We start from the raw sequence: 20,337 nt of genomic DNA on the forward strand, positions 1-20,337 counted from the left end.
TAACTGATAACTGCCTACTCTTCATCGATCTCATACTGCTTGATTTTACGGTACAATGTGCGTTCGGAGATGCCGAGGGCCTGAGCGGCGTATTTGCGTTTATTGTTGTTGCGGCGCAGGGCCTTCACAATCATCTCTTTCTCTTTCTTTTCCAGCGAGAGCGAATCGTCTTCCTCGGTTTCGTGGCTGACGTCTTCAACAGTAGCTTCGTTTAACTCGCCGTCGGTATCGTCATAAACCTCAACGGCTGGATGGCCATAATCTGCTTCGTAGGCGGGTTGAACCGGGCGTTGAGTTAGGTTATTGGGCCGACTGCCATCGGGTAGCATACGGGCGTAGTTGGGCTCGCGCGTAGCCGCTTCGGCGTAATCGTTGGTGCCTTCGCCACCTACCGACTCAAATAAATCGCGGTGATTGTTGAGTACCTGAGGGCCATACGCTTCGTTGTTCAGTACGTCGCGAACGAGTTTTTTCAGGTCATTCATGTCGCGCCGCATATCGAATAGCACTTTATAAAGCAGCTCACGCTCTGAAAACGAATCGGTTGGTCCCGAGCCAAGGGCGGTAAGCGCCATCGATACGCTGCCCGGTGCTTTGGGGCGGGGCAGGTACTTACCTAATACCTCGGCGTCAATCGGTCGGTTCTGTTCCGATTCGAGGATCGAGATTTGTTCGGCGAAATTCTTCAGCTGACGAATATTTCCCGGAAACGGATAAGCCAGCAGCACTCGCTTTGCATCGTCGGTCAACTGAATGGGTTTGATCCGGTAGCGCTCGGCAAAGTCGGTGGTGAATTTGCGGAAGAGCAGATCGATGTCGGTACCGCGCTCGCGGAGGGGCGGCACAAAAATAGGAACGGTGTTTAGCCGGTAATACAGATCTTCGCGAAAACGACCTTTTTCAACGGCAGCCAGTAAGTTCACGTTGGTAGCCGCCACTACGCGCACGTCGGTTTTCTGCACTTTCGATGAACCCACGCGGATAAACTCCCCGTTTTCGAGCACACGCAGTAGCCGTGCCTGGGTGCCGAGGGGCATTTCGCCAATTTCATCCAGAAAAATGGTACCGCCGCTGGTTGTCTCAAAATAGCCTTTCCGCTGATCGACAGCCCCGGTAAATGACCCTTTTTCGTGACCAAATAGCTCAGAATCAATGGTTCCCTCGGGGATGGCACCGCAGTTGATGGCGATGAACTGCCCGTGTTTGCGGGCGCTCAGGCTATGGATGATCTTGGAAAATGATTCTTTACCGCTGCCACTTTCGCCCGTAATCAGCACCGTCAGGTCAGTAGCCGCCACTTGCGTAGCCACACTGATGGCGTAGTTCAGCGCGGCCGCATTGCCGATGATGCCGAAACGATTCTTGGCAGCCTGAATTTCCTGTGTGTTCATAAAAAAATGTCATTGAGTGGTCATTTGTAGTCATTAGATGGTCATTAGTTGAACTAACTACAGATAGCTCTTAATGACTATAAATGACAATCAATGATCACTTAATGACCAATTACTGTTCCTAAAAGCGTGGCCGATGAGCATTCGGTGATGAGCACATTGACGTAATCACCTTTCTGAAATGTACCGCGTGGAAACACCACGACTTTGTTCTGATCATTACGACCCGAGAGGTCGGCATCCGAGCGTTTCGATGGTCCTTCAACCAACACGCGGTGTACTTGACCAATATGCCGCAGATTGCGTTCCAGCGATAATCGTTGCTGGAGGGCAATGATCTCGGCTAGTCGCCGTTTTTTTACGTCCTCAGGTACATCGTCTTTGTATTTCTTAGCTGCCAACGTACCTGGCCGTTCCGAGTAGGCAAACATGTAGCCGTAGTCGTAACGGGCATATTCCATCAGCGACAGCGTATCCTGATGTTCCTCTTCCGTTTCCGAGCAAAAGCCCGAAATCATGTCGTGCGAAATGCCACAATCGTCGCCCAGAATAGCCCGTATCCGGTCGATCTTTTCCATATACCACTCGCGGGTATAGGTCCGGTTCATCAACTCCAAAATCCGGGTGTTACCGCTTTGCGCAGGCAGGTGGATGTAACTGCAAATATTGTCGAACCGGGCAATGGTGTGCAACACATCATCGGTGATGTCCTTGGGGTGTGACGTCGAGAAACGTACCCGCAAATCGGGATGAATACTCGCCACGCGAGCCAGCAAATCAGCGAAGGTGACAGGGCTCGACCCCACCCCTAGCCCCTCCCCGTTAGGGAGGGGAGCATCCTCGGAGTATGCTGAAGCAGTTCCCCTCCCTAAAGGGGAGGGGCTAGGGGTGGGGTTCCACTTATATGAATCTACGTTCTGACCCAGCAGGGTTACCTCTTTGTAGCCATCGGCAAAAAGTTGCTCTGCTTCGCGAACAATGCTATCAGCGTCGCGGCTACGTTCGCGGCCACGGGTGAACGGTACCACGCAGAAGCTGCACATATTGTCGCAGCCCCGCATGATGGAGATGAAAGCGGTGATTCCGTTCGAGTTAAGGCGAATGGGAGCAATATCGGCGTAGGTTTCTTCGCGCGACAGAAACACGTTTACTGCTTTCTGTCCTGTTTCGGCTTCCTCGACGAGCCGGGGAATATCGCGGTAGGCATCGGGCCCTGCCACGATGTCAACAATTTGCTCTTCCTCCAGCAGGTTGGTTTTCAGGCGTTCGGCCATGCAGCCGAGCATACCTACCATCAGCGAGGGCTTTTTCTTTTTGTACGTATTAAGCTGCTTGAGCCGGTGCCGTACTTTCTGCTCGGCATTGTCGCGGATGGCGCAGGTATTGAGGAAGATGAGGTCGGCCTCCTCGACCAACGAGGTAGTGGCGAAACCGGCATTGCGCATCACGGCCGCCACAATTTCTGAATCCGCAAAGTTCATCTGGCAGCCGTAGCTCTCGATGTACAGCCTTTTTTTGCCTACTGCCAACTCATCAACGGAGGTACGTGGCAGGTCGGCCGCTTCTTTGTCGGTGGGTGAAAGTATCGTTAATTCAGCAATGCGTTCCATGGTATATAGTTAAGACAGCGGGTTTCTGTCTGCTTGTATTCGATAAGCAAAGGTAAGAAGATTCAAGAGACTTGTCTGACAGATTGTCAGGTAGGGCGGGGACTCAGTCCGTTAAAAAAATCAAATATTTTAAACCTATAGGTATAATGGTTATATATGCTTAGCTTTTTTATGTAAACTTTTTTAATAGTGTAAACTTGCAGGGCAACAGGAAGCCGCATAGATTTGAGAGCCTAACAAAATAAGTGTGAACTATTTAAACAGTCTCAATGAAAAAAATCTATGTATCTCTTTGTACAGTGAGCCTTGGTGTGCTCCTGTCAGCTACTGCTTTCGGGCAGCAAACCGCCGTTGACTTTTTCAACGAGGGTGTTCAGAAAAGCAACGCCAAAGATTTTACGGGTGCGCTACAAGCCTTTACAACGGCTATCATTATGAACCCTGAAAACGCGCCCAGTTATTATAACCGGGCGCTGGCAAAAAGTAGCCTGAACGATCTTCAGGGGGCTATTGCTGACCTTGACCAGACCATTGAACTAAACTCGCAGGACGCTAACGCCTACCTATACCGGGGTATCAGCCGGTCGAAACTCGAAGATTACCGGGGAGCGATGCAGGACTTTAACCGGTCGATCGAGCTAAGCCCCAACGATGCGTTTCTGTATTATAACCGGGGTTTGTGCCGCTCGCAAATGAACTACGTGGCCAGTGCCCTTACCGATTACAACAAGGCGGCCTCGCTGGCACCCAACGACGCCAATATTCTGACCGCCCGGGGCAACTGCAAAAACAGCCTTACCGATTATAAAGGGGCGCTGGCTGATTTCGGTCTGGCGTTGGAAAAAGCCCCGAACAGAACCAATGCGCTGTCGGGACGGGGGTATTCGCGGTTCAAGTTGGAAGATTATAAAGGGTCGCTGGCCGATTTTTCGCGGGCCATTGAGCTCAGCCCGCAGGATGCAGAACTGTTCTACAAGCGTGGCCTGGTAAAAACCCGGTTGGGCGAATACGACAACGCCATTGCCGATTACAACAAAACGCTGACGTTAAGCCCCAACCATTATCAGGCGTTTTTCAGCCGGGGATTTTGCCGGAGCCGCTCAGGCAATACCAAACTCGCCCTGAACGACCTTGACAAGTCGATCGAAATGGATAACCGGAGCCTTCAGACCAAGTCATATTACAGCGATTTTATCACCCAGAACGTGTTACCCCTATTTGCCACGGTGGTGCAGGAGCGCTATAAAGTAGCCGAATTAAGCGACGACCGGGCCGATGCGTACATGGTGCGAGGTATCCTGAAAAATTCGGCGGGCGATAGTAAACCAGCCTTGCTTGACCTGAACCGTGCCGTTGAACTAAATCCAACCAATTCAGAAGCCTATTTCATTCGGGGTATTGTCCGGTCATCATTGGGAGACCAGAAAGGCGCTGTCATTGACTGTAACAGTACCGTAAAACTGAATCCCCGCCATGCAGAGGCCTATTACCTGCGCGGTATCATCCGCTACGATGGGGGGGACGAAGTAGCCGGTTGCGCTGATCTGAGCCGCTCGGGTGAACTGGGTTACACGCAATCATACAAACTCATTACCGAACGCTGCAACAAAGTAGCTCGTCAGTAAATCGCCCTGTTTCTTATATAAAATGCCCTTCTTCGCATCTTGGCGGAGAAGGGCGTTTTGTGTTTCAGGTTGTATTTAACGCGAGTTATGGATAATTTCATTCTTAACCAGTTGACTATTAGCGTATTGCTGTCGAAGGGCTATGCGACAGCAATACGCTAAGACTTATCCATAATTCACGTTATCCTCTGTCTAGAACAACGAATCGGGCTGGAGTTGATCGGGGGAAATGCCCAGATCGGCGCAAAAGACCTGTTTGATGTTGTCGACAAGTTCGCGTTTGTTCACTGTACACGCCTCTCGCCGCACTTTGGTGTAGTGTTCGCGGGCTAGCTTTTCGGCAAGCTCACCGATGGTTTTCAGGGCAAACTGATTGCCTAGTTTCTGTGAAATGACTAGCGTGGCGATGGCAGCAATCAGTCCGATTGAGCCGTAAAAAACGCTGCTGAATAGGGTGAGTCCGGAAATTAGCAGGAGTATCACTACCGGAATGATGATGATTGGGCCGGGAGTCAGCACGTTAAAGCTAAACCCAAGGGCATTTTCCAGCTTCTGTACACTGGCTCTGCGGGTTCTTCCCGGAAACAGGGTAGCTAATTCAGTGGTGGGGCGGATGGTCTGTCGGTCGAGCTGTAATACGTCGACCATACCCTGCCGGAGCTTGTAAAAGGCCTGCTGCGATGTGCAGTCACCTACTTCGGCTAATTGAATCTTCTCTATGATCGCCTCACAAAGCTGACCGAATGTTTCAACCTGACGAAGGTCGTTGGTACCGAAGGTGATGGAGTAAGACTGTTCAATCTTCGTCAGTACATCATCTAACTCTCCGGGATCAATTCGCAGATACGTTGTTGTTTCCATTCAATTTATAACTCCTGCGATTGGGTGAAACGCAGTATGATTTTTGACGCAACAAGGCCAATCAAGACACCTATTCCGTCCACTATGAAATCAAGCCAATCGCCCGAACGGTTAAGGTTGGGAAACGATGCCTGTACTAATTCAATGGCCCCGGCATAGAGCAAACCTACTATCAGCGTACGGGTTGCCGACCAACCTACTAATCGCCACAAAATGGTGAAGAGAAAGAAGATAACAGCATGCAGGTATTTGTCGCGGTTTTGGCTCAGGTCGGGCAGGCCGCTACTGGGCCAGAAACAGCCGATGCTGATGGTAATTGTCCAGCCAATAGCGGCTAGCTTGAGCAAAGCGGGGTTGAGCAATAAACGGATCATGATTAGCTGGCTGACCGGGTTAGCGACGAGCGAGGCGTAGCGTGGTCAGGTACAGAAAAATAGCCGTGAGGCTGAGCAGATAAATCACGTTGCGGGAGTCGAGCAGGCCGCGGCCAAGGGCGCTGTATTGCTGGTCGAGGCTGAGGTAGTCGAGCCAGTAAGCGGCGTCGGACGTACCCAGCAAACTGCTCAGCGTACTTAGGCCTGCGTAGAGCACTAGACAGGTCAACGTACCCACCACAAACGCAACCACCTGATTGTCGTTGAGTGAAGAAGCCCAGATGCCAATGGCTACAAATACACCCGCCAGCAGTAACAGACCCACGTAAGACCCCGCCACCATAGCCGAGTCGATGTTGCCGGGAGGATTGCCCAGTTGGTATAGGCTGACGTAGTAAACGAGTGTGGGCAGCAGAGTTAGGGCCACGAGTAGCCACCCAGCGCCGAATTTGCCCAGCACCACCCCCCAACGGCCAACGGGTTTAGTCAGCAACCACTCCAGCGTGCCACCCCGTACTTCGTCGGCAATGGCGCGCATGGTGATGGCGGGGGCCAGAAACAGCAACACAAAGGGAGTCAGCGAAAAGAACTGCCCCATGTCGGCATAGCCATAATCAAGCAGGTTGGTGTTGGGGAATACCCACAGCAACAGCCCGATCACGGCCAGAAACACGCCCATGATGATGTAGGCGATGGGCGAGGAAAAAAACTGATTGAGTTCTTTACGAAAAATAGCCAGCACGAGGAGGATTTACGAATTACGAGTTACGATGTACGATTCGATCGGCTTCGCGCCTAGCCTGTCGAAGGGCTATGCGAAAGCAACACGCGAAACAATTAGTCAGGAGTCACTTCACGAAAACGGATTGTCTTTTTTACGACGCATGATAGCCGAGATAATCAGCGAAAAGAGAGCTCCCATCAGGATTGACCCTAGAACGCCGAAGATGAACAGCATGCCCGGCGACTGGAATTTTTGCATGATCTCCAACGATTGTTCAATCTGTTCGTCAGTCAAATTACCCTGTTCTTCCAGTTTTACCCGGGCCTGATTCTGCATTTGTTCCATAACGCCTGGGTCGATCAACGTGGTATAAATGGCATTGTAGGCCGATGATAGTATGCCAGAAACGGCCGTCATGAGCGCGCCCAGGCTTACTCCTTCACCAATTGCCAGATAGCCACCGTTGAGTGTCCGATACTCGCGGATGCCAAGAAATAGACCGGCAATAATAATGACATAAACAATTGCGCTAAGAGCCGCATTGGCCATGCCACCGAGGGTGTATAGCAACGTCGAGTAAACGATCAGGGCTATGCCGGTGATGCCGCCCCATTTAAGGGCCAGACTGGTGGTAGAGGGTCTTTCTTCCATGATATTGGTTTGATTAGGGGTTCATAATGCTGTAATCCTGCTTGCGAAAGAGCAGCGAAATAATCAGAATCGGAAGAATACCCAGCAATGTTTTCTTGCCCAACATACTCAGCGGCAACACATCGGGCGTGGTAGCGGCCGTTTTGGCCAATTGCGCATTGAACGCCTCTTCGCCGAATGTTTTCACGTAGTTGGCTTTGTCGCTGATCTGAAACCGTTGCAGGTCGCTGATGTAGCGGGTAAATTCGGTGGGGTCAACCAGCGTTACGAAGCCGTAGATGAGCCAACCGGCCAATAATGCCCCCATTGTGTTGACGATGTAACAGATGGTGAGGCCTTCCCACATGTGCAACAATCCGTTGCCCACTTTCCGCCGATAATACCAGACGGCAGCAACCATCAGAATGAGGTGAATGCCAAAATCGAACGGGTATTTTTCGTTCACATAAAGTGCCGAGATACCCAGTGCGTGCATGCCCAGAAAATAGAGAAAGACAGCTAGTCCCGCTGCAACGCCAAATAGGAGAGGAATCTTTAACAGGGGGTGATTAAAATAGGTCATGGTCGGCAGAGCTGCGCGCTGAAGTTACGCGGTATGGTGGAGTGTTGCTCCATGCAATAGAACAGTACCCAAGACTTTTCCGGTCAATGTTTTACCCAGAAAAGGTGAATTTTTAGCGGGCGATACCGAACGGGCAAAGGTCCATTGGGCAGTTGGCTCAAACAAGGTCAGGGCGGCAGGCTGTCCTTCGGCAACGGTCGCGACCGGCAACCGCAATACCCGACGCGGCCCCAGGGTAAGGCATTCGATCAGCGTGCTGAGCGGAAGCCGGTCGTTATTATGCGACATCACTGCCGAGAAGACGGTTTCGAGGGTGCTGATACCAAATTCAGCCACATCGAACTCCAGATTCTTGCTTTCTTCGTCGTGCGGGTGATGATCCGACACAATCATGTCGATGGTGCCGTCGGCCAGTCCGGCCCAGAGTGCGTCAACATCGGCCTGCGAACGGAACGGCGGATTCACTTTCAGGTACGTATCGAAACCAGCCAGATCGGTATCGGTGAAGACAAGCTGATGCGCGGCCACATCGCAGCTAACAGGCAGGCCCTTGGCTTTCGCTTCCCGGATCAGCGCCACTGATTCGGCCGCTGACAGACAGGCGAAGTGCAACACCGGTATGCTACTGTCTATATCGGTTTCCTGCTCCAGTACGTAGGCCAACAGCCTCAGGTCGCGCTCGATCATCATTACCTCGGCCATGGCGGGTATGCCTTTCAGACCGAGCATAGTACTTTGAACACCTTCGTGCATCTGCCCGAATTGAGTCAGCAATTGATCTTCGGCGCGGTTCACAAGCAGGCCGTTCATGGGCCGCAGATACTGTAATGTTTTTAGCAGTAAGTCAGGGTTTTGCAACGGATGATCGCCATCGGTGAAGGCAATGGCCCCCGCTCGGTGCAGGTCGATCATGTCAGTGAAATCAACGCCTTTAGCCCCTTTGGTGATGGCCGCCATCGGATGCAGGCGGGCGGGTTGCCCCTCGGCCATGCGGCGAACGTACCCAAGTGTGTCTTTGGCATCCACAACGGGGCTGGTATTGGGCAATAGGGCCACATCGGTAAACCCACCAGCCGCTGCCGTGCGAGCCAGATCGGTCAGGGTTTCGCGGTGTTCGTGGCCGGGGTCATTGGCCGAGGCGCGTCCATCTACCCACCCGGCCGATACGTGCAGGTTGTGTACGTCGATGACCTGTGCACCATCAGGAGCGGCAATATGAGTACCTATCTGACGGATGATTCCGTTTTCGATCAGCAGATCAACGATCTGATCATGATTGGAAGAAGCGCTATCGACCACACGGGCCGAACGAATCAGGAGATGCATAGGCATAAAAAAGGCTCCATAAACGGGATGTTCGCTGGAGCCTGAAGGAAGTTTGTGGTTTATGGTTTGAGGTTTGTGGTTGCGCTGCTCACCCAACCAATCGTTAACTGGCAGCGCAACCACAAACCTCAAACCATAAACCACAAACCTGTTAGTTATTGTCCAATCAATTCCTGGTAGGCGCTGGCAGAGAGGAGGTCGTCGGCTTCGTTGCCTTCGGTCAGTTTGATGCGAACGATCCAGCCACGGCCGTAAGGGTCGGTGTTGACTAGTTCAGGGCTTTTTTCGGCTTCGTCGTTCATTTCCAGAATTTCACCGGCAATAGGAATGAAAAGATCCGATACCGTTTTAACGGCTTCAACCGATCCGAAAATTTCGCCTTTCGCCAGCGTTTGGCCAATGGTGTTGATGTCTACATATACGATGTCGCCGAGTTCGTGCTGGGCAAAATCGGTGATGCCTACAACGGCCGTGCCGTCAGATTCAAAGCGAATCCATTCGTGATCGGGGGTGTACTGGAGTTCGTCGGGGAACGTCATTCGAGTTCGGAGTTAAGATGCACAAAATACGGTACACCGCCCCGCAATTGCAAATCGACAGTAGGCATTGAGCCATGACGAACAGCGTTGAATCTCGTACCTTTGCTGCTATGTACAAGCGTATTCTGCTACCCATTCTCTTTCGCTTCAACGCCGAGTCTGTCCACTATTTCGCCATGTCGGTGCTGCAAACGGCTCATCGTATTCCGGGAATGCCGGGATTATTGCGATGGCTATACACCTACAAACACCCCAGCCTTGAACGCACGGTGTTCGGGCTGCACTTTCCTAATCCCGTTGGATTGGCGGCGGGTTTCGACAAAAACGGCGAATGGGTGGCTGAACTGAGTAGTCTGGGCTTTGGCTTCATCGAAATTGGGACGGTCACGCCGCGTCCACAGGCAGGAAATGATAAACCCCGGCTGTTCAGACTCAAGGCCGATAGTGGCTTGATTAACCGAATGGGTTTCAACAACAAAGGCTCAGGACCAGCGGCGGGGCGGTTGGGGCATTACCGCACCAGCGCAGGTACAGCCGGCCCAGCTTCAGCGGGGTCGCGTATTCTGATTGGCGGCAACATCGGTAAGAATAAACTGACCGCCAACGAATCGGCACTCGACGATTACCTGCTGTGTTTCCGCGATCTGTTCAACGACGTTGATTATTTCGTGGTCAACGTGTCGTCGCCTAATACACCGGGCTTGCGCGATTTGCAGGAAAAGGGCCCACTGACGGCCATTCTGGGCCGATTGCAGGGAGAGAATGTGCTGAAAAACAAGCCAAAGCCCATCCTGCTGAAAATTGCCCCCGACCTCACTGACAGCCAACTCGATGACATCATAGATATTGTTCGGGAAACCGGCATCGCGGGAGTTATTGCCACTAACACTACAATTAGCCGCGACGGATTAGCTACGCCAGAAGCCGTTGTGACGGAGATGGGAGCGGGGGGCGTGAGTGGTAAACCAGTAAAGGCGCGGTCGACAGAGGTAATTCGCTATCTGCACACAAAATCGAACGGAGCATTTCCGATCATTGGGGTAGGGGGCATACAAACCGCCGCCGACGCGCAGGAAAAACTCGATGCCGGCGCCAGCCTTGTCCAGGTTTACACCGGTTTTATCTACGAAGGCCCTGCTCTGGCCAGTAAAATCTGCCGGGGACTGGTGAAGTAGGCGGCTCCGTTGGCTTCAGCCAACGGCCGAGCCAAAAATGAAGCCAGTTTACTCTGGTGCCTTACTAGCGCGAGCATGTGCTCGTGCTTTCTATGTAGCAAACATTCGCTTGCACAGCGCGGAAGCGCAAGGGTATAGGCTGACAATTGATAACGCTGGAAAACCTACCCTTAACCTGCCGTATTGCGCTTTCGCGCTGTGCAAGCGAAAGCTTGCTACATAGAAAGCACGAGCACATGCTCGCGCTAGAATCAGACAAAGCCAGTTTACTCTAATGACCACCATTCGACCCGCCACTACCGCCGATCACGATGCGATCTGGGGTATTATTGAACCTGTGATAAAAGCGGGCGATACGTACATGTATGCACCCGACGCAACGCGAGACGAGATGCTGGCCATCTGGTTTATGTCGGGCAAGTTTACGTACGTGGCCGAAATTAACGGGCAGGTGGTAGGTACGTTCTTCATGGTTGCCAATCAGCCAGGACTTGGTTCGCATGTGGCCAATGCGGGCTACATGGTGCACCCCGATTACAGGGGGCGAGGTATTGCACAGGAAATGTGTCGTTTTTCACTCGAAGAAGCCCGCCGGTTGGGTTTCAAGGCCATGCAGTTCAACGCCGTGGTTTCGACCAATACAGTGGCCGTGAAACTATGGGAGCGCCTGGGTTTTACCATCATCGGTACCGTTCCCAACGCATACCAACACCAAATGCTCGGCTTGGTGGATACGTATGTGATGTACCAATGGCTTGGAAATTAAGAGAGGTAAGAAATAAGAGTCAAGAGACAAGATTGGCGCTGCCTATTTACCATTCGGTTAATGAGCAGCGCCAGTCTTGTCTCTTGACTCTTATTTCTTACCTCTCTGACTTCACTTGATGTTCTTCCTCCGATTCCGCTGAAAATCTTCAAACATCATGTTGCCGAGGCCTTGCAGACCGCTGTAGTAGGCGCGGCCGTTGTTCACCTTCGTGAACTCCTGCACGAATTGCTTCAGGTACGTGTCGGTGGCAATCATGAAGGTCGTAACCGGAATGTCGAGGCGGCGGCATTGTGCGGCTAGTGTTAGGGTTTTACTAACCACCTTGCGGTCAAGGCCAAACGAATTTTTGTAATACCGGATGCCTTCCTTCAAACAGGTTGGTTTGCCATCGGTGATCATGAAAATCTGCTTGTTCTTGTTTTTTCGGCGTCGTAGCAAATCCATCGCCAGTTCCAGACCGGCTACAGTATTGGTGTGATAGGGTCCCACCTCCAGATAGGGCAGGTCTTTGGCCTGAATTTGCCAGGCGTCGTTGCCAAACACCACAATATCGAGCGTGTCTTTGGGGTACTTCTGCTTGATCAGCTCCACCAGAGCCAGCGCTACTTTTTTGGCGGGTGTAATCCGGTCTTCGCCGTACAGGATCATCGAGTGGCTGATGTCAATCATCAGGACCGTGCTCGTCTGCGTTTTCTGCTCTTTCTCGGTTACTTCCAGATCGCGTTCCATCAACTTGAAGTCATCGACTCCGCTGTTGATCTGCGCGTTCTTGATCGACTCGGTCATCGAAATCTGCTCGAGTGTGTCGCCAAACTGGTAGGTACGTAGGTCGCTACTCAACTCGTCGCCCGAACCGGTAAACGGCGTTTTATGATTGCCGCCCGACTTCGATCGTTTCAGTTTGCCAAAAATTTCGTCGAGGGCCGACCGGCGGATTGTTTGCTCGGTTTTGGGCGTGATCGAAATTTTTCCTTCCTGATTTTCTTCCGTCAGGTATCCTTTTTCTTTCAGCTCATCGAAGAAATTACCCATCCCGTACTTATCATCGGTGAGGCTATACTGGCGGTCGAGCTGGTTCATCCAGGCCATCGCCTGCTCTACATCGCCCGAGGTGATGAGCAGTAATTGCTGAAAGATGTTGAGCAGTTGGTCGAATTTATTGCCTCCATTCTGTTCTGGTGGCACAAATTCAGAGAAGTTAAAGCCTTTCATGAAGAGAGTTTGACGTTTGTAGTTTGACGTTTGTCGTTGCGCTGCTTTGCCTGACTTACGTGCCTTTGCAACGCAACGACAAACCACAAACGACAAACGTCAAACTGTAACTCGAAAACGCCCCCCTGTCTGAATTTGTTCGCCTTCGTCCTATTTGGCGAATTATTCGTAATTTCGCCATTCGTTTTTTGATCCGTCAACAGGGGGTTGCTCTGTTTTTTCAGTTAACGGCGCTTTGCTCCGTTAGACAATATGCATGATATTGAGGCCATTGGCGATTTGCTGCGGCACCCCCATCGTATTTTAATTACCACCCATCAAAACCCCGATGCCGACGCCATGGGCTCGTCGCTGGGGCTGGCGGGCTATTTAAAGCAAAAAGGCCATGCGGTTACGGTGGTTACGCCGACCGATTATCCGTTCAATCTGACCTGGATGCCCGGCAACGATACCGTTGTTGCCTATGATGGTAAAAACCGGACGCTGGTAGAAGGGCTGATGGCCGATGCCGACACTATTTTCTGCCTCGATTTTTCGGGCCTCGACCGCATCAAAGACCTCGGGCCAATGGTACGTGCCGCCAGAGGCTGCAAAGTGATGATTGACCATCATCTGGAGCCCGAATCGTTTGCTGATCTGGCTTACTGGGATCCTAAAGCGGCCTCGACCACACAACTCGTTTTCAAACTGATCGATAAACTCGGCGAAGGAAACCTGATCAATGCCGATGTGGCCGCCTGTCTGTATGCCGGGCTGATGACCGACACCGGTTCATTCCGCCACCCAAGCACCACGCCCGAAGTACATGAGATTGCGGCGAAACTGCTGGAGCGGGGTATTGACGTGAGCAGCATTCACCGTCGTATTTTTGATGGCGTTTCTATAGACAAGCTTCGGCTGCTTGGGTACGTTCTGAATGAAAAACTACGCGTGTTGCCCGACTTTAACTTTGCCTACATTACCCTGACTGCCGACGAATTGCGGCGGTACCGCTCAAAAACGGGCGATACCGAGGGGTTGGTCAACTACGCGCTTTCAGTGGAAGGCGTTCGGGCAGCGGCTATTCTTATTGATCGAGTCGACGAGATTCGGTTGTCATTCCGGTCTGTAGGCGATTTTTCGGTGCGCGATCTGGTGAATACGCATTTCAACGGTGGCGGCCATAAAAACGCGGCCGGTGGACGTATGAAGCTGTCGCTGGCCGAAACAGAGCAAAAACTGCTGGCTATTTTACCCGATTACCAGGAAAAACTCATGGCTGTCTGACCCAACGTCAACGGCTTAACCAAAAACATTCAACCGAATACATTTAACATGCAGATTAAGACGCTTACCAAAGCAACCCTGCTGGCAGCCGTGATGATGGCCTGCGGCAAAGACCGTGTGCAGACCACCGAGACGGGTCTGAAATACCAGATGCACGAGCAAAACAAAGACGCCCGTAAGGCGAAGATTGGCGATATTCTATCGTTGCATCTGACCCTGAAAAACGCCAAAGATTCTGTTATCCGCGATACCCACAAGGAAGGTACGCCCCTGAAACTGATGTTGCAGGTGCCACCGTTCAAAGGATCATTTGAAGAAGGTCTGGCTATGCTGGGCAAAGGGGATAGCGCCACATTCTATGTGAAAGCCGATTCGCTCTTCACGCGTGCTGGTCAGCCATTTCCTCCCGGTATCACGAAGGGATCTGACATTGTCTTCAACGTGAAACTGCTGAACACGCAGAACGAAGAAGAATATAACAAATCGCAACAGGAAGAATCAGCGAAGCAAAAGTCGGTCGACGAGAAAATTCTGACCGATTATCTGGCGAAGAACGGCCTGGCCGGTAAAGCGCAGAAAACAGCCAACGGTGTTTACTACGTGATTACTCAGCCGGGTACAGGTGTGAAGCCAAACAAAGGCGACAATGTACAAGTGCAGTACACCGGCAAACTGATGAACGGTAAAGTGTTCGACAGTTCGTTGACCAACCAGCAGAACGGTGGCAAGCCCATTCAGTTCCAGGTGGGTGTAGGTATGATTATTCCGGGTTGGGAAGAAGGCATTATGCAGTTTGCCAAAGGCACGAAAGGGACGTTATACATTCCATCGGGTATGGCTTATGGTCAGCAGGGTGCACCGCCAACTATTCCGGCCAACTCGCCGCTTATTTTCGATATTGAACTGGTGGATGTAACAAAAGGACAGCCACAACAAATGCCACAAATGCCGGGTCAGCCTCAGGCGGGTGGTCGTTAAGAAAATTTAACGGGTAAGCGGGTGGCATTCTAGCCGCCCGCTGTCGTTATATCAGGAGACTATTCAAACCTTTTGGTTTGCTTTGGGGTCATACCTGGTCTACTGGTTATTTTACAGCATTACAACCGACGGGTAACGTACTATGCGTAGCGTATTTCAACGATATTTTCTCTTGGCTACGGCCTTACTTTCCGGCTTTTGGCTGGTAAGTTGCCAGCAAACGGGCGAGGCTCTTTCTGACCGGAAACAGCGCGAAAACGCAGTGGAAATTCAGGAGTATATCACAGCCAACAACCTGCAGGCCACTCAGCTCGGAAACACAGGTACGTTCTACATAAAAACGGTATCGGCCCCAACCAGCCAATCGGCTCAGGTGGGCGACGAAATTCGGTTTTTCGTTACGTCGCGCCGTTTAGATGGTACTGTTCTTGATAGCACTGACGGCATTCATCCGGCTACCTATACGTACGGAACCACGCCCAACCGCACCGGTACGCTCGCTTATGGATCGTACTTGTACAATACGCTTACCAACGGTGTTTTTTTGGGGCTTACCGTAGCTCGGGAGGGGGAGCAACTGTCGGTTCTGGTGCCTTCATCGCTGGATGCCGGTCGTCAGGGTACGTTGCTACTGCCTCAGTACTCGCCTATTCGCTACGACATTCGGGTAATCTCTATTCGTACAGAACGGGAGCAGATCGATGAGTATATCGCGGCCAACAAAATTACGGTAACCGATACACTTGGGGGAGGGATTCGTATTGCCAAAACGTTAGCCAGGCCCGATTCTGCTTTGCTCAAAGTAGGCGAAACGGCCTCTATCCAATATACAGGCAAGTTGTTGAACGGTACCGTATTTGACACGAACGTACCTACGGCCTCAGCCATAGCTACAGACCCCACAAGTGCAACGGCAGCTTATGACGTAACTATCGGTCAAACGTCGGTTATCTCAGGCTGGACATTAGCGCTACAAAAGGTCCGGCGAGGAGAGCGCTTCCTGCTCTTAATCCCCTCAGCTCAGGCATACGGAGCTAGTAGCTCTGGGGCTGTTATAACGCCCTACTCTCCCTTACTTTTCGAAATGAATATTTTGCGGGTGAAGTAAGCCGGGTATTGACACTTATTTTTGTGAAGCCATTGGGTACGTACCCAATGGCTTTTTTATGTTTATGGAACTCTGCTTTGCCACCAATAACGCCCACAAACTGGAAGAAGTAGCCGCCGCCCTTGGCAATGCTTTCCCGTTGCGCACCTTGCAGGAAATCGGCTGCACCGACGAACTCCCCGAAACAACCGGCACCATTCCGGGCAATTCACACCAGAAAGCCAGGTACGTGTTCAATCATTTCGGCGTAGCCTGTTTCGCCGATGATACCGGTCTGGAAGTCGAAGCCCTGAACGGTGAACCCGGCGTTGATTCGGCCTATTACGCGGGCGAACCCCGTGACAACGAACGCAACAAGGCGTTACTGCTTAAGAATCTAGACGGTGAAACCGATCGCCGGGCGCAGTTCCGGTCGGTATTTACGCTGATTTATAAAGACGAGTCTGGGGAGGTCATCGAGCGTCAGTTCGAGGGCATTGTAACCGGGACTATGCTGACGGCCCCGCGCGGTGAAGGTGGTTTCGGCTATGACCCGCTGTTTTTGCCCGACGGCTACACGCAAACCTTCGGCGAGCTACCCTTATCCGAAAAAAACAAAATCAGCCACCGCGCCCGGGCGCTGGAGGGGTTGGTGGATTTTTTGAGGTCCAATGTTTAATGTCTAAGGTCTAACGTTGCTCCGCCATACAGCAGAGGCCCGAAATATAGCGGAGCAACTTTAGACGTTAGACATTAAACATTGGACCTCCACCTTAACAAAATGCATCTTCGATGTGCTTGATCTTGACTTCGCCTTTGGGTGAAATGCTCACGGCAACTACATCAAAGCGGATGTCGTGGTGCCAGTCGCGGGCGTAGATGTAGTGGTCGGCGGCGCGCATGACCAGGTTGGCTTTGGTGAAGGTGACGAACGTTTCAGGCTCGCCGAAACTTAAGTTCGTTCGTGTCTTTACCTCCACGAAAATGACCATCTTCCCTTTCTGCACAATCATGTCGATTTCGGCATGTTGGTAGCGGTAGTTGGTCTCCAGAATCTGGTAGCCCTGCCCTTGCAAATACTGCATCGCCGCCGCCTCACCCTGTTTACCGGTATCGTTGTGCTGAGCCATTTTTTAGGTTTTAGGTTTGTGGTTTGAAGTTTGTGGTTGCGCTGCTGAAGGACAGAATTTGTACGTTAGCAGCGCAACCACAAACCTCAAACCACAAACCCGTTAAAGTATAATCGTCCGGTTCTGATGAATGAATACCCGGTCGTTGAAGACTAGTTTGAGTGCTTGAGACAGCACAATCTTCTCTACGTCACGGCCCATCGTGCTCATGTCTGACGCCGTGTGGCGATGGTCGACTTCCTGGGTATTCTGCGCAATGATGGGTCCTTCGTCGAGGTCGTTGTTGACGAAGTGTGCGGTGGCACCAATAATTTTCACGCCCCGTTCGTAGGCCTGCCGGTAGGGGCTGGCCCCTACGAAAGCGGGCAAAAACGAGTGGTGAATATTGACGATCCGGTTGTTGTAGTGGCTGACAAAGCCGGGTGTGAGTACGCGCATGTATTTGGCTAGCACCAGGTAATCGGGCTGGTAAATGGTGAGTGTACGTAACACGGCTTCTTCGTGTTCTTCGCGCGTTTTGTTCTCGTGAGAGATGTAATGAAACGGAATACCGAACTTACTTACCAGCGGTTGCAGCGTGTTATAATTGCTCACCACCGCTAGAATATCGGCGTCGAGTTCATCGAATCCGTACCGGATCAGCAACTCACCGAGGCAATGATGTTCTTTGGTTACGAAAACGACAATGCTTTTCTTGGCTTTCGGATTCAGTCGTAGCGTTACATCGGCTGGCAGCAGAGCCCGAAGATCGGTTAATACGGCCTGTGCGTCGGGTTCGCCTTCAAATTCGGTACGCATGAAAAAGCGCCCATCCGGGCTGACATATTCATCATTTCGAATAATATTGAGTCCGTAGCGAAACAGAACGCTGGTCACGTGATAGATGAGTCCCGGCCCGTCGGGACCGTCCATCAGCAAAATATGTTTGGTCATGCTATAAATTGACCTAAGCGGTCTAACAGAATACATAAACTGCCAGTTAGTAGGTCAGTCAACGGCGGTAAGTTAACCAGTTTAGAGTAAATCTTACAGGCTGGTCCATTTTGATACCCGTAAACTGCTTACTTAGCGGTGATTTTAATTTACTGACAAAACCACATTAACCCTTGCCCGCCGTGGAACGATTAGGCTCAACGACAAAACGCAAGCTTTTGCTTGAAATCGCCTGGGAGGTCTGTAATCAGGTCGGCGGTATTTACACCGTCATCCGATCGAAAGTACCCGCGATGGTCGAAAAGTGGGACGATAATTACGTCTTGCTCGGCCCTTATTTTGCGCAGAAAGCTGCCGCTGAATATGAACCCATTACCGATTCTGATGAAACCGAGATAGGACAAACGGTGCGTAAGATGCGCCAGATGGGCTACGACGTTGAATACGGTTATTGGCTTGTAACAGGTCGGCCACGCGTGGTGATGTTCAATTTCCAGAGCATGATGGGGCAACTCAATCCGCTTAAAGCAGGGCTCTGGGAACGATACCAATTACCCACATTGGGGGTTGAAGAACTGGTAGACCAAACGCTTGCTTTCGGCGAAATGGTACGTGTGTTCATCAAGTTGCTCGCCGAAGACCACTCACGCCGCATTGATCTGGCTGCTCATTTTCACGAATGGATGGCCGCATCGGGTTTACCAGACCTGCGCCGCGAAAACGTACGGGTAGCCACCACGTTCACTACCCACGCCACGATGCTGGGGCGTTACCTGGCGCAGAACGAAGAAGGGTTTTATGCCCGACTGAATACGTTCGACTGGCAACGCGAAGCCCGTAAATATGGCATCGAAGCCCAAGCGACCATTGAACGCCTAGCCGCGCTACAAAGCCATGTGTTCACTACCGTCAGTGATGTTACAGCGCGTGAATGTGAGGTTTTTCTGGGTCGAAATCCTGATTTGGTGTTACCGAATGGTCTGAACGTGACTCGGTTTGCCGCAGCTCATGAGTTTCAGAACCTACACGTGAAGTTCAAAGAGCGCATTCACGAATTTGTGATGGGCCACTTCTTCCAGAACTACTCCTTCGACCTCGACAAGACGCTGTACTTCTTTACGTCAGGGCGTTTTGAATTCACCAACAAGGGGTATGATCTTACCCTGGAAGCCCTTGCCCGGCTGAACTGGCGGATGCGCGAAGCCAACATGGACACGACCGTGGTGATGTTCATGGTGACCAAGCAACCTTACCGGTCCATCAACCCCGAAGTGTTGCACACCCGCGCTTTGCTCGATGAGATTCGCGAAACGAGCGAAGCCATTGAAAAGCAGGTGGGTGAACGACTCTTTTTGGCTTCGGCGTCTGGAAAAAGCACCAACCTGCCCGATCTCAATAGCTTTGTCGATGAATATTGGCGGCTCCGGCTCCGGCGAACCATTCAAAGCTGGAAAACTAAGCAACTGCCCCGGTTCGTGACGCACGACCTGTTGCAGGAAGACGATATGACGCGGTTTATTCGGCAGGCAAATCTGGTGAATAACGAATATGACCGCGTGAAAATCGTATACCACCCCGATTTCATTGCCTCTACGAATCCGCTGTTCGGCCTCGATTACAGTCAGTTTGTGCGGGGTTGCCATCTGGGTGTGTTCCCGAGTTATTACGAACCCTGGGGTTATACGCCGCTGGAATGTGTAGTACGCGGTATTCCGACCGTGACAAGCGATCAGTCGGGTTTTGGCGATTTCATCATGCAGATTATGCGCGACTACGAAAACCGGGGTATTTACGTGGTGAACAGACGTACCCAGAATTTCAACGAAGCCGCCGACCAACTGGCCGATATCCTGTTCCGTTTCGTTCGTATGAGCATGCGTGACCGGATTCAGCAGCGTAACCGTGTTGAAAGCATCTCTGATGTGTTTGATTGGACAAACCTTCGTTCGTACTACGATACGGCTCACGACCTGTCGCTAAAGCGCTGGAAACCTGCGTGACCTCACCCTAACCCTCTCCTTAACAAGGAGAGGGAATAGCTTTTGCGTCGCTTGGCTACTCAGGCGCATTAGCGATCTCAACGTTTTTCTGGAATGTATTGATGACCAGTAAACTACGTTGATC

The 20,337-nt window shown here is 51.6% G+C and carries 20 protein-coding genes; 8 read left to right on the forward strand and 12 right to left on the reverse strand.

Annotation, left to right across the window (positions count from 1 at the left end):
• Positions 1–14: 14 nt before the first annotated feature.
• Together ACAW87_RS09395 and ACAW87_RS09400 are read right to left on the reverse strand one after the other, a co-directional pair.
• Positions 15–1,391: a sigma-54 interaction domain-containing protein gene (locus ACAW87_RS09395; protein WP_370723119.1), complete on the reverse strand. Its 1,377-nt coding sequence runs from the start codon at positions 1,389–1,391 to the stop codon at positions 15–17.
• A 101-nt stretch (positions 1,392–1,492) separates the two neighbouring features.
• Entirely contained in the window at positions 1,493–3,001 is a 1,509-nt protein-coding gene (locus ACAW87_RS09400; protein ID WP_370723120.1) for a MiaB/RimO family radical SAM methylthiotransferase, read from the reverse strand.
• A gap of 269 nt (positions 3,002–3,270) precedes the next feature.
• Here ACAW87_RS09400 and ACAW87_RS09405 point away from each other — a divergent pair, with 269 nt between their 5' ends.
• Entirely contained in the window at positions 3,271–4,626 is a 1,356-nt protein-coding gene (locus ACAW87_RS09405; protein ID WP_370723121.1) for a tetratricopeptide repeat protein, read from the forward strand.
• Between the two features lie 192 nt (positions 4,627–4,818).
• Here ACAW87_RS09405 and ACAW87_RS09410 read toward each other — a convergent pair whose 3' ends face one another.
• The 7 genes from ACAW87_RS09410 to gcvH all read right to left on the reverse strand — a co-directional run bounded on the left by ACAW87_RS09410 (position 4,819) and on the right by gcvH (position 9,663).
• Positions 4,819–5,487 carry a hypothetical protein gene (locus tag ACAW87_RS09410; RefSeq protein ID WP_370723122.1) on the reverse strand — a complete coding sequence of 223 codons (669 nt, stop codon included), beginning with the start codon at positions 5,485–5,487 and terminating at the stop codon, positions 4,819–4,821.
• 5 nt (positions 5,488–5,492) lie between these two features.
• Positions 5,493–5,861 carry a VanZ family protein gene (locus tag ACAW87_RS09415; RefSeq protein WP_370723123.1) on the reverse strand — a complete coding sequence of 123 codons (369 nt, stop codon included), beginning with the start codon at positions 5,859–5,861 and terminating at the stop codon, positions 5,493–5,495.
• Positions 5,862–5,880: 19 nt separating this feature from the next.
• Positions 5,881–6,603 (reverse strand): gliding motility-associated ABC transporter permease subunit GldF, encoded by a 723-nt coding sequence (gldF, locus tag ACAW87_RS09420; protein WP_370723124.1) that lies wholly within the window; start codon positions 6,601–6,603, stop codon positions 5,881–5,883.
• Between the two features lie 111 nt (positions 6,604–6,714).
• The gene (locus tag ACAW87_RS09425) at positions 6,715–7,236 is read right to left on the reverse strand and encodes a DUF4199 domain-containing protein (RefSeq protein ID WP_370723125.1); all 522 of its coding nucleotides are present in this window, start codon (positions 7,234–7,236) and stop codon (positions 6,715–6,717) included.
• Positions 7,237–7,249: 13 nt separating this feature from the next.
• On the reverse strand, positions 7,250–7,798 hold the full coding sequence (locus ACAW87_RS09430) for a DUF4199 domain-containing protein (protein WP_370723126.1): 549 nt from the start codon (positions 7,796–7,798) through the stop codon (positions 7,250–7,252).
• A 24-nt stretch (positions 7,799–7,822) separates the two neighbouring features.
• Positions 7,823–9,124, reverse strand: a complete 1,302-nt coding sequence (locus tag ACAW87_RS09435) for a dihydroorotase (protein WP_370723415.1) — start codon at positions 9,122–9,124, stop codon at positions 7,823–7,825.
• A gap of 155 nt (positions 9,125–9,279) precedes the next feature.
• Positions 9,280–9,663: a glycine cleavage system protein GcvH gene (gcvH, locus tag ACAW87_RS09440; RefSeq protein WP_370723127.1), complete on the reverse strand. Its 384-nt coding sequence runs from the start codon at positions 9,661–9,663 to the stop codon at positions 9,280–9,282.
• A gap of 110 nt (positions 9,664–9,773) precedes the next feature.
• Here gcvH and ACAW87_RS09445 point away from each other — a divergent pair, with 110 nt between their 5' ends.
• On the forward strand, positions 9,774–10,838 hold the full coding sequence (locus ACAW87_RS09445; RefSeq protein ID WP_370723128.1) for a quinone-dependent dihydroorotate dehydrogenase: 1,065 nt from the start codon (positions 9,774–9,776) through the stop codon (positions 10,836–10,838).
• Between the two features lie 274 nt (positions 10,839–11,112).
• Positions 11,113–11,604, forward strand: a complete 492-nt coding sequence (locus ACAW87_RS09450) for a GNAT family N-acetyltransferase (protein ID WP_370723129.1) — start codon at positions 11,113–11,115, stop codon at positions 11,602–11,604.
• A gap of 111 nt (positions 11,605–11,715) precedes the next feature.
• Here the strand turns inward: ACAW87_RS09450 and ACAW87_RS09455 are convergent, their stop codons facing one another.
• Entirely contained in the window at positions 11,716–12,819 is a 1,104-nt protein-coding gene (locus ACAW87_RS09455; RefSeq protein WP_370723130.1) for a vWA domain-containing protein, read from the reverse strand.
• Positions 12,820–13,071: 252 nt separating this feature from the next.
• Between ACAW87_RS09455 and ACAW87_RS09460 the strand changes: the two genes are divergently transcribed.
• The 4 genes from ACAW87_RS09460 (at position 13,072) to rdgB (ending at position 16,829) form a co-directional block, all read left to right on the forward strand.
• Entirely contained in the window at positions 13,072–14,085 is a 1,014-nt protein-coding gene (locus tag ACAW87_RS09460; RefSeq protein WP_370723131.1) for a DHH family phosphoesterase, read from the forward strand.
• A gap of 48 nt (positions 14,086–14,133) precedes the next feature.
• Entirely contained in the window at positions 14,134–15,063 is a 930-nt protein-coding gene (locus ACAW87_RS09465) for an FKBP-type peptidyl-prolyl cis-trans isomerase (protein ID WP_370723132.1), read from the forward strand.
• Positions 15,064–15,205: 142 nt separating this feature from the next.
• The gene (locus ACAW87_RS09470) at positions 15,206–16,171 is read left to right on the forward strand and encodes an FKBP-type peptidyl-prolyl cis-trans isomerase (RefSeq protein WP_370723133.1); all 966 of its coding nucleotides are present in this window, start codon (positions 15,206–15,208) and stop codon (positions 16,169–16,171) included.
• 64 nt (positions 16,172–16,235) lie between these two features.
• A complete protein-coding gene (gene rdgB / locus ACAW87_RS09475; protein WP_370723134.1) occupies positions 16,236–16,829 on the forward strand; it encodes an RdgB/HAM1 family non-canonical purine NTP pyrophosphatase in 594 nt (197 codons plus the stop codon).
• A 94-nt stretch (positions 16,830–16,923) separates the two neighbouring features.
• Here the strand turns inward: rdgB and ACAW87_RS09480 are convergent, their stop codons facing one another.
• Both ACAW87_RS09480 and purU read right to left on the reverse strand, forming a co-directional pair.
• The gene (locus ACAW87_RS09480) at positions 16,924–17,280 is read right to left on the reverse strand and encodes a YraN family protein (RefSeq protein ID WP_370723135.1); all 357 of its coding nucleotides are present in this window, start codon (positions 17,278–17,280) and stop codon (positions 16,924–16,926) included.
• A 102-nt stretch (positions 17,281–17,382) separates the two neighbouring features.
• Entirely contained in the window at positions 17,383–18,213 is an 831-nt protein-coding gene (gene purU / locus ACAW87_RS09485) for a formyltetrahydrofolate deformylase (RefSeq protein ID WP_370723136.1), read from the reverse strand.
• A 182-nt stretch (positions 18,214–18,395) separates the two neighbouring features.
• Here purU and ACAW87_RS09490 point away from each other — a divergent pair, with 182 nt between their 5' ends.
• On the forward strand, positions 18,396–20,213 hold the full coding sequence (locus tag ACAW87_RS09490) for a glycosyltransferase (protein WP_370723137.1): 1,818 nt from the start codon (positions 18,396–18,398) through the stop codon (positions 20,211–20,213).
• Positions 20,214–20,337: the final 124 nt, after the last annotated feature.

Origin of the sequence: Fibrella aquatica (assembly GCF_041321135.1) — a bacterium.
GTDB classification, from domain to species: Bacteria; Bacteroidota; Bacteroidia; order Cytophagales; family Spirosomataceae; genus Fibrella; species Fibrella aquatica.

What these genes read in the sequence shown, in the direction of transcription:
- ACAW87_RS09395 (WP_370723119.1), bottom strand. Translation starts at nt 1,391, where the DNA reads ATGAACACACAGGAAATTCAGGCTGCCAAGAATCGTTTCGGCATCATC.
- ACAW87_RS09400 (WP_370723120.1), bottom strand. Translation starts at nt 3,001, where the DNA reads ATGGAACGCATTGCTGAATTAACGATACTTTCACCCACCGACAAAGAA.
- ACAW87_RS09405 (WP_370723121.1), top strand. Translation starts at nt 3,271, where the DNA reads ATGAAAAAAATCTATGTATCTCTTTGTACAGTGAGCCTTGGTGTGCTC.
- ACAW87_RS09410 (WP_370723122.1), bottom strand. Translation starts at nt 5,487, where the DNA reads ATGGAAACAACAACGTATCTGCGAATTGATCCCGGAGAGTTAGATGAT.
- ACAW87_RS09415 (WP_370723123.1), bottom strand. Translation starts at nt 5,861, where the DNA reads ATGATCCGTTTATTGCTCAACCCCGCTTTGCTCAAGCTAGCCGCTATT.
- ACAW87_RS09425 (WP_370723125.1), bottom strand. Translation starts at nt 7,236, where the DNA reads ATGGAAGAAAGACCCTCTACCACCAGTCTGGCCCTTAAATGGGGCGGC.
- ACAW87_RS09430 (WP_370723126.1), bottom strand. Translation starts at nt 7,798, where the DNA reads ATGACCTATTTTAATCACCCCCTGTTAAAGATTCCTCTCCTATTTGGC.
- ACAW87_RS09435 (WP_370723415.1), bottom strand. Translation starts at nt 9,124, where the DNA reads ATGCATCTCCTGATTCGTTCGGCCCGTGTGGTCGATAGCGCTTCTTCC.
- gcvH (WP_370723127.1), bottom strand. Translation starts at nt 9,663, where the DNA reads ATGACGTTCCCCGACGAACTCCAGTACACCCCCGATCACGAATGGATT.
- ACAW87_RS09445 (WP_370723128.1), top strand. Translation starts at nt 9,774, where the DNA reads ATGTACAAGCGTATTCTGCTACCCATTCTCTTTCGCTTCAACGCCGAG.
- ACAW87_RS09450 (WP_370723129.1), top strand. Translation starts at nt 11,113, where the DNA reads ATGACCACCATTCGACCCGCCACTACCGCCGATCACGATGCGATCTGG.
- ACAW87_RS09455 (WP_370723130.1), bottom strand. Translation starts at nt 12,819, where the DNA reads ATGAAAGGCTTTAACTTCTCTGAATTTGTGCCACCAGAACAGAATGGA.
- ACAW87_RS09460 (WP_370723131.1), top strand. Translation starts at nt 13,072, where the DNA reads ATGCATGATATTGAGGCCATTGGCGATTTGCTGCGGCACCCCCATCGT.
- ACAW87_RS09465 (WP_370723132.1), top strand. Translation starts at nt 14,134, where the DNA reads ATGCAGATTAAGACGCTTACCAAAGCAACCCTGCTGGCAGCCGTGATG.
- ACAW87_RS09470 (WP_370723133.1), top strand. Translation starts at nt 15,206, where the DNA reads ATGCGTAGCGTATTTCAACGATATTTTCTCTTGGCTACGGCCTTACTT.
- rdgB (WP_370723134.1), top strand. Translation starts at nt 16,236, where the DNA reads ATGGAACTCTGCTTTGCCACCAATAACGCCCACAAACTGGAAGAAGTA.
- ACAW87_RS09480 (WP_370723135.1), bottom strand. Translation starts at nt 17,280, where the DNA reads ATGGCTCAGCACAACGATACCGGTAAACAGGGTGAGGCGGCGGCGATG.
- purU (WP_370723136.1), bottom strand. Translation starts at nt 18,213, where the DNA reads ATGACCAAACATATTTTGCTGATGGACGGTCCCGACGGGCCGGGACTC.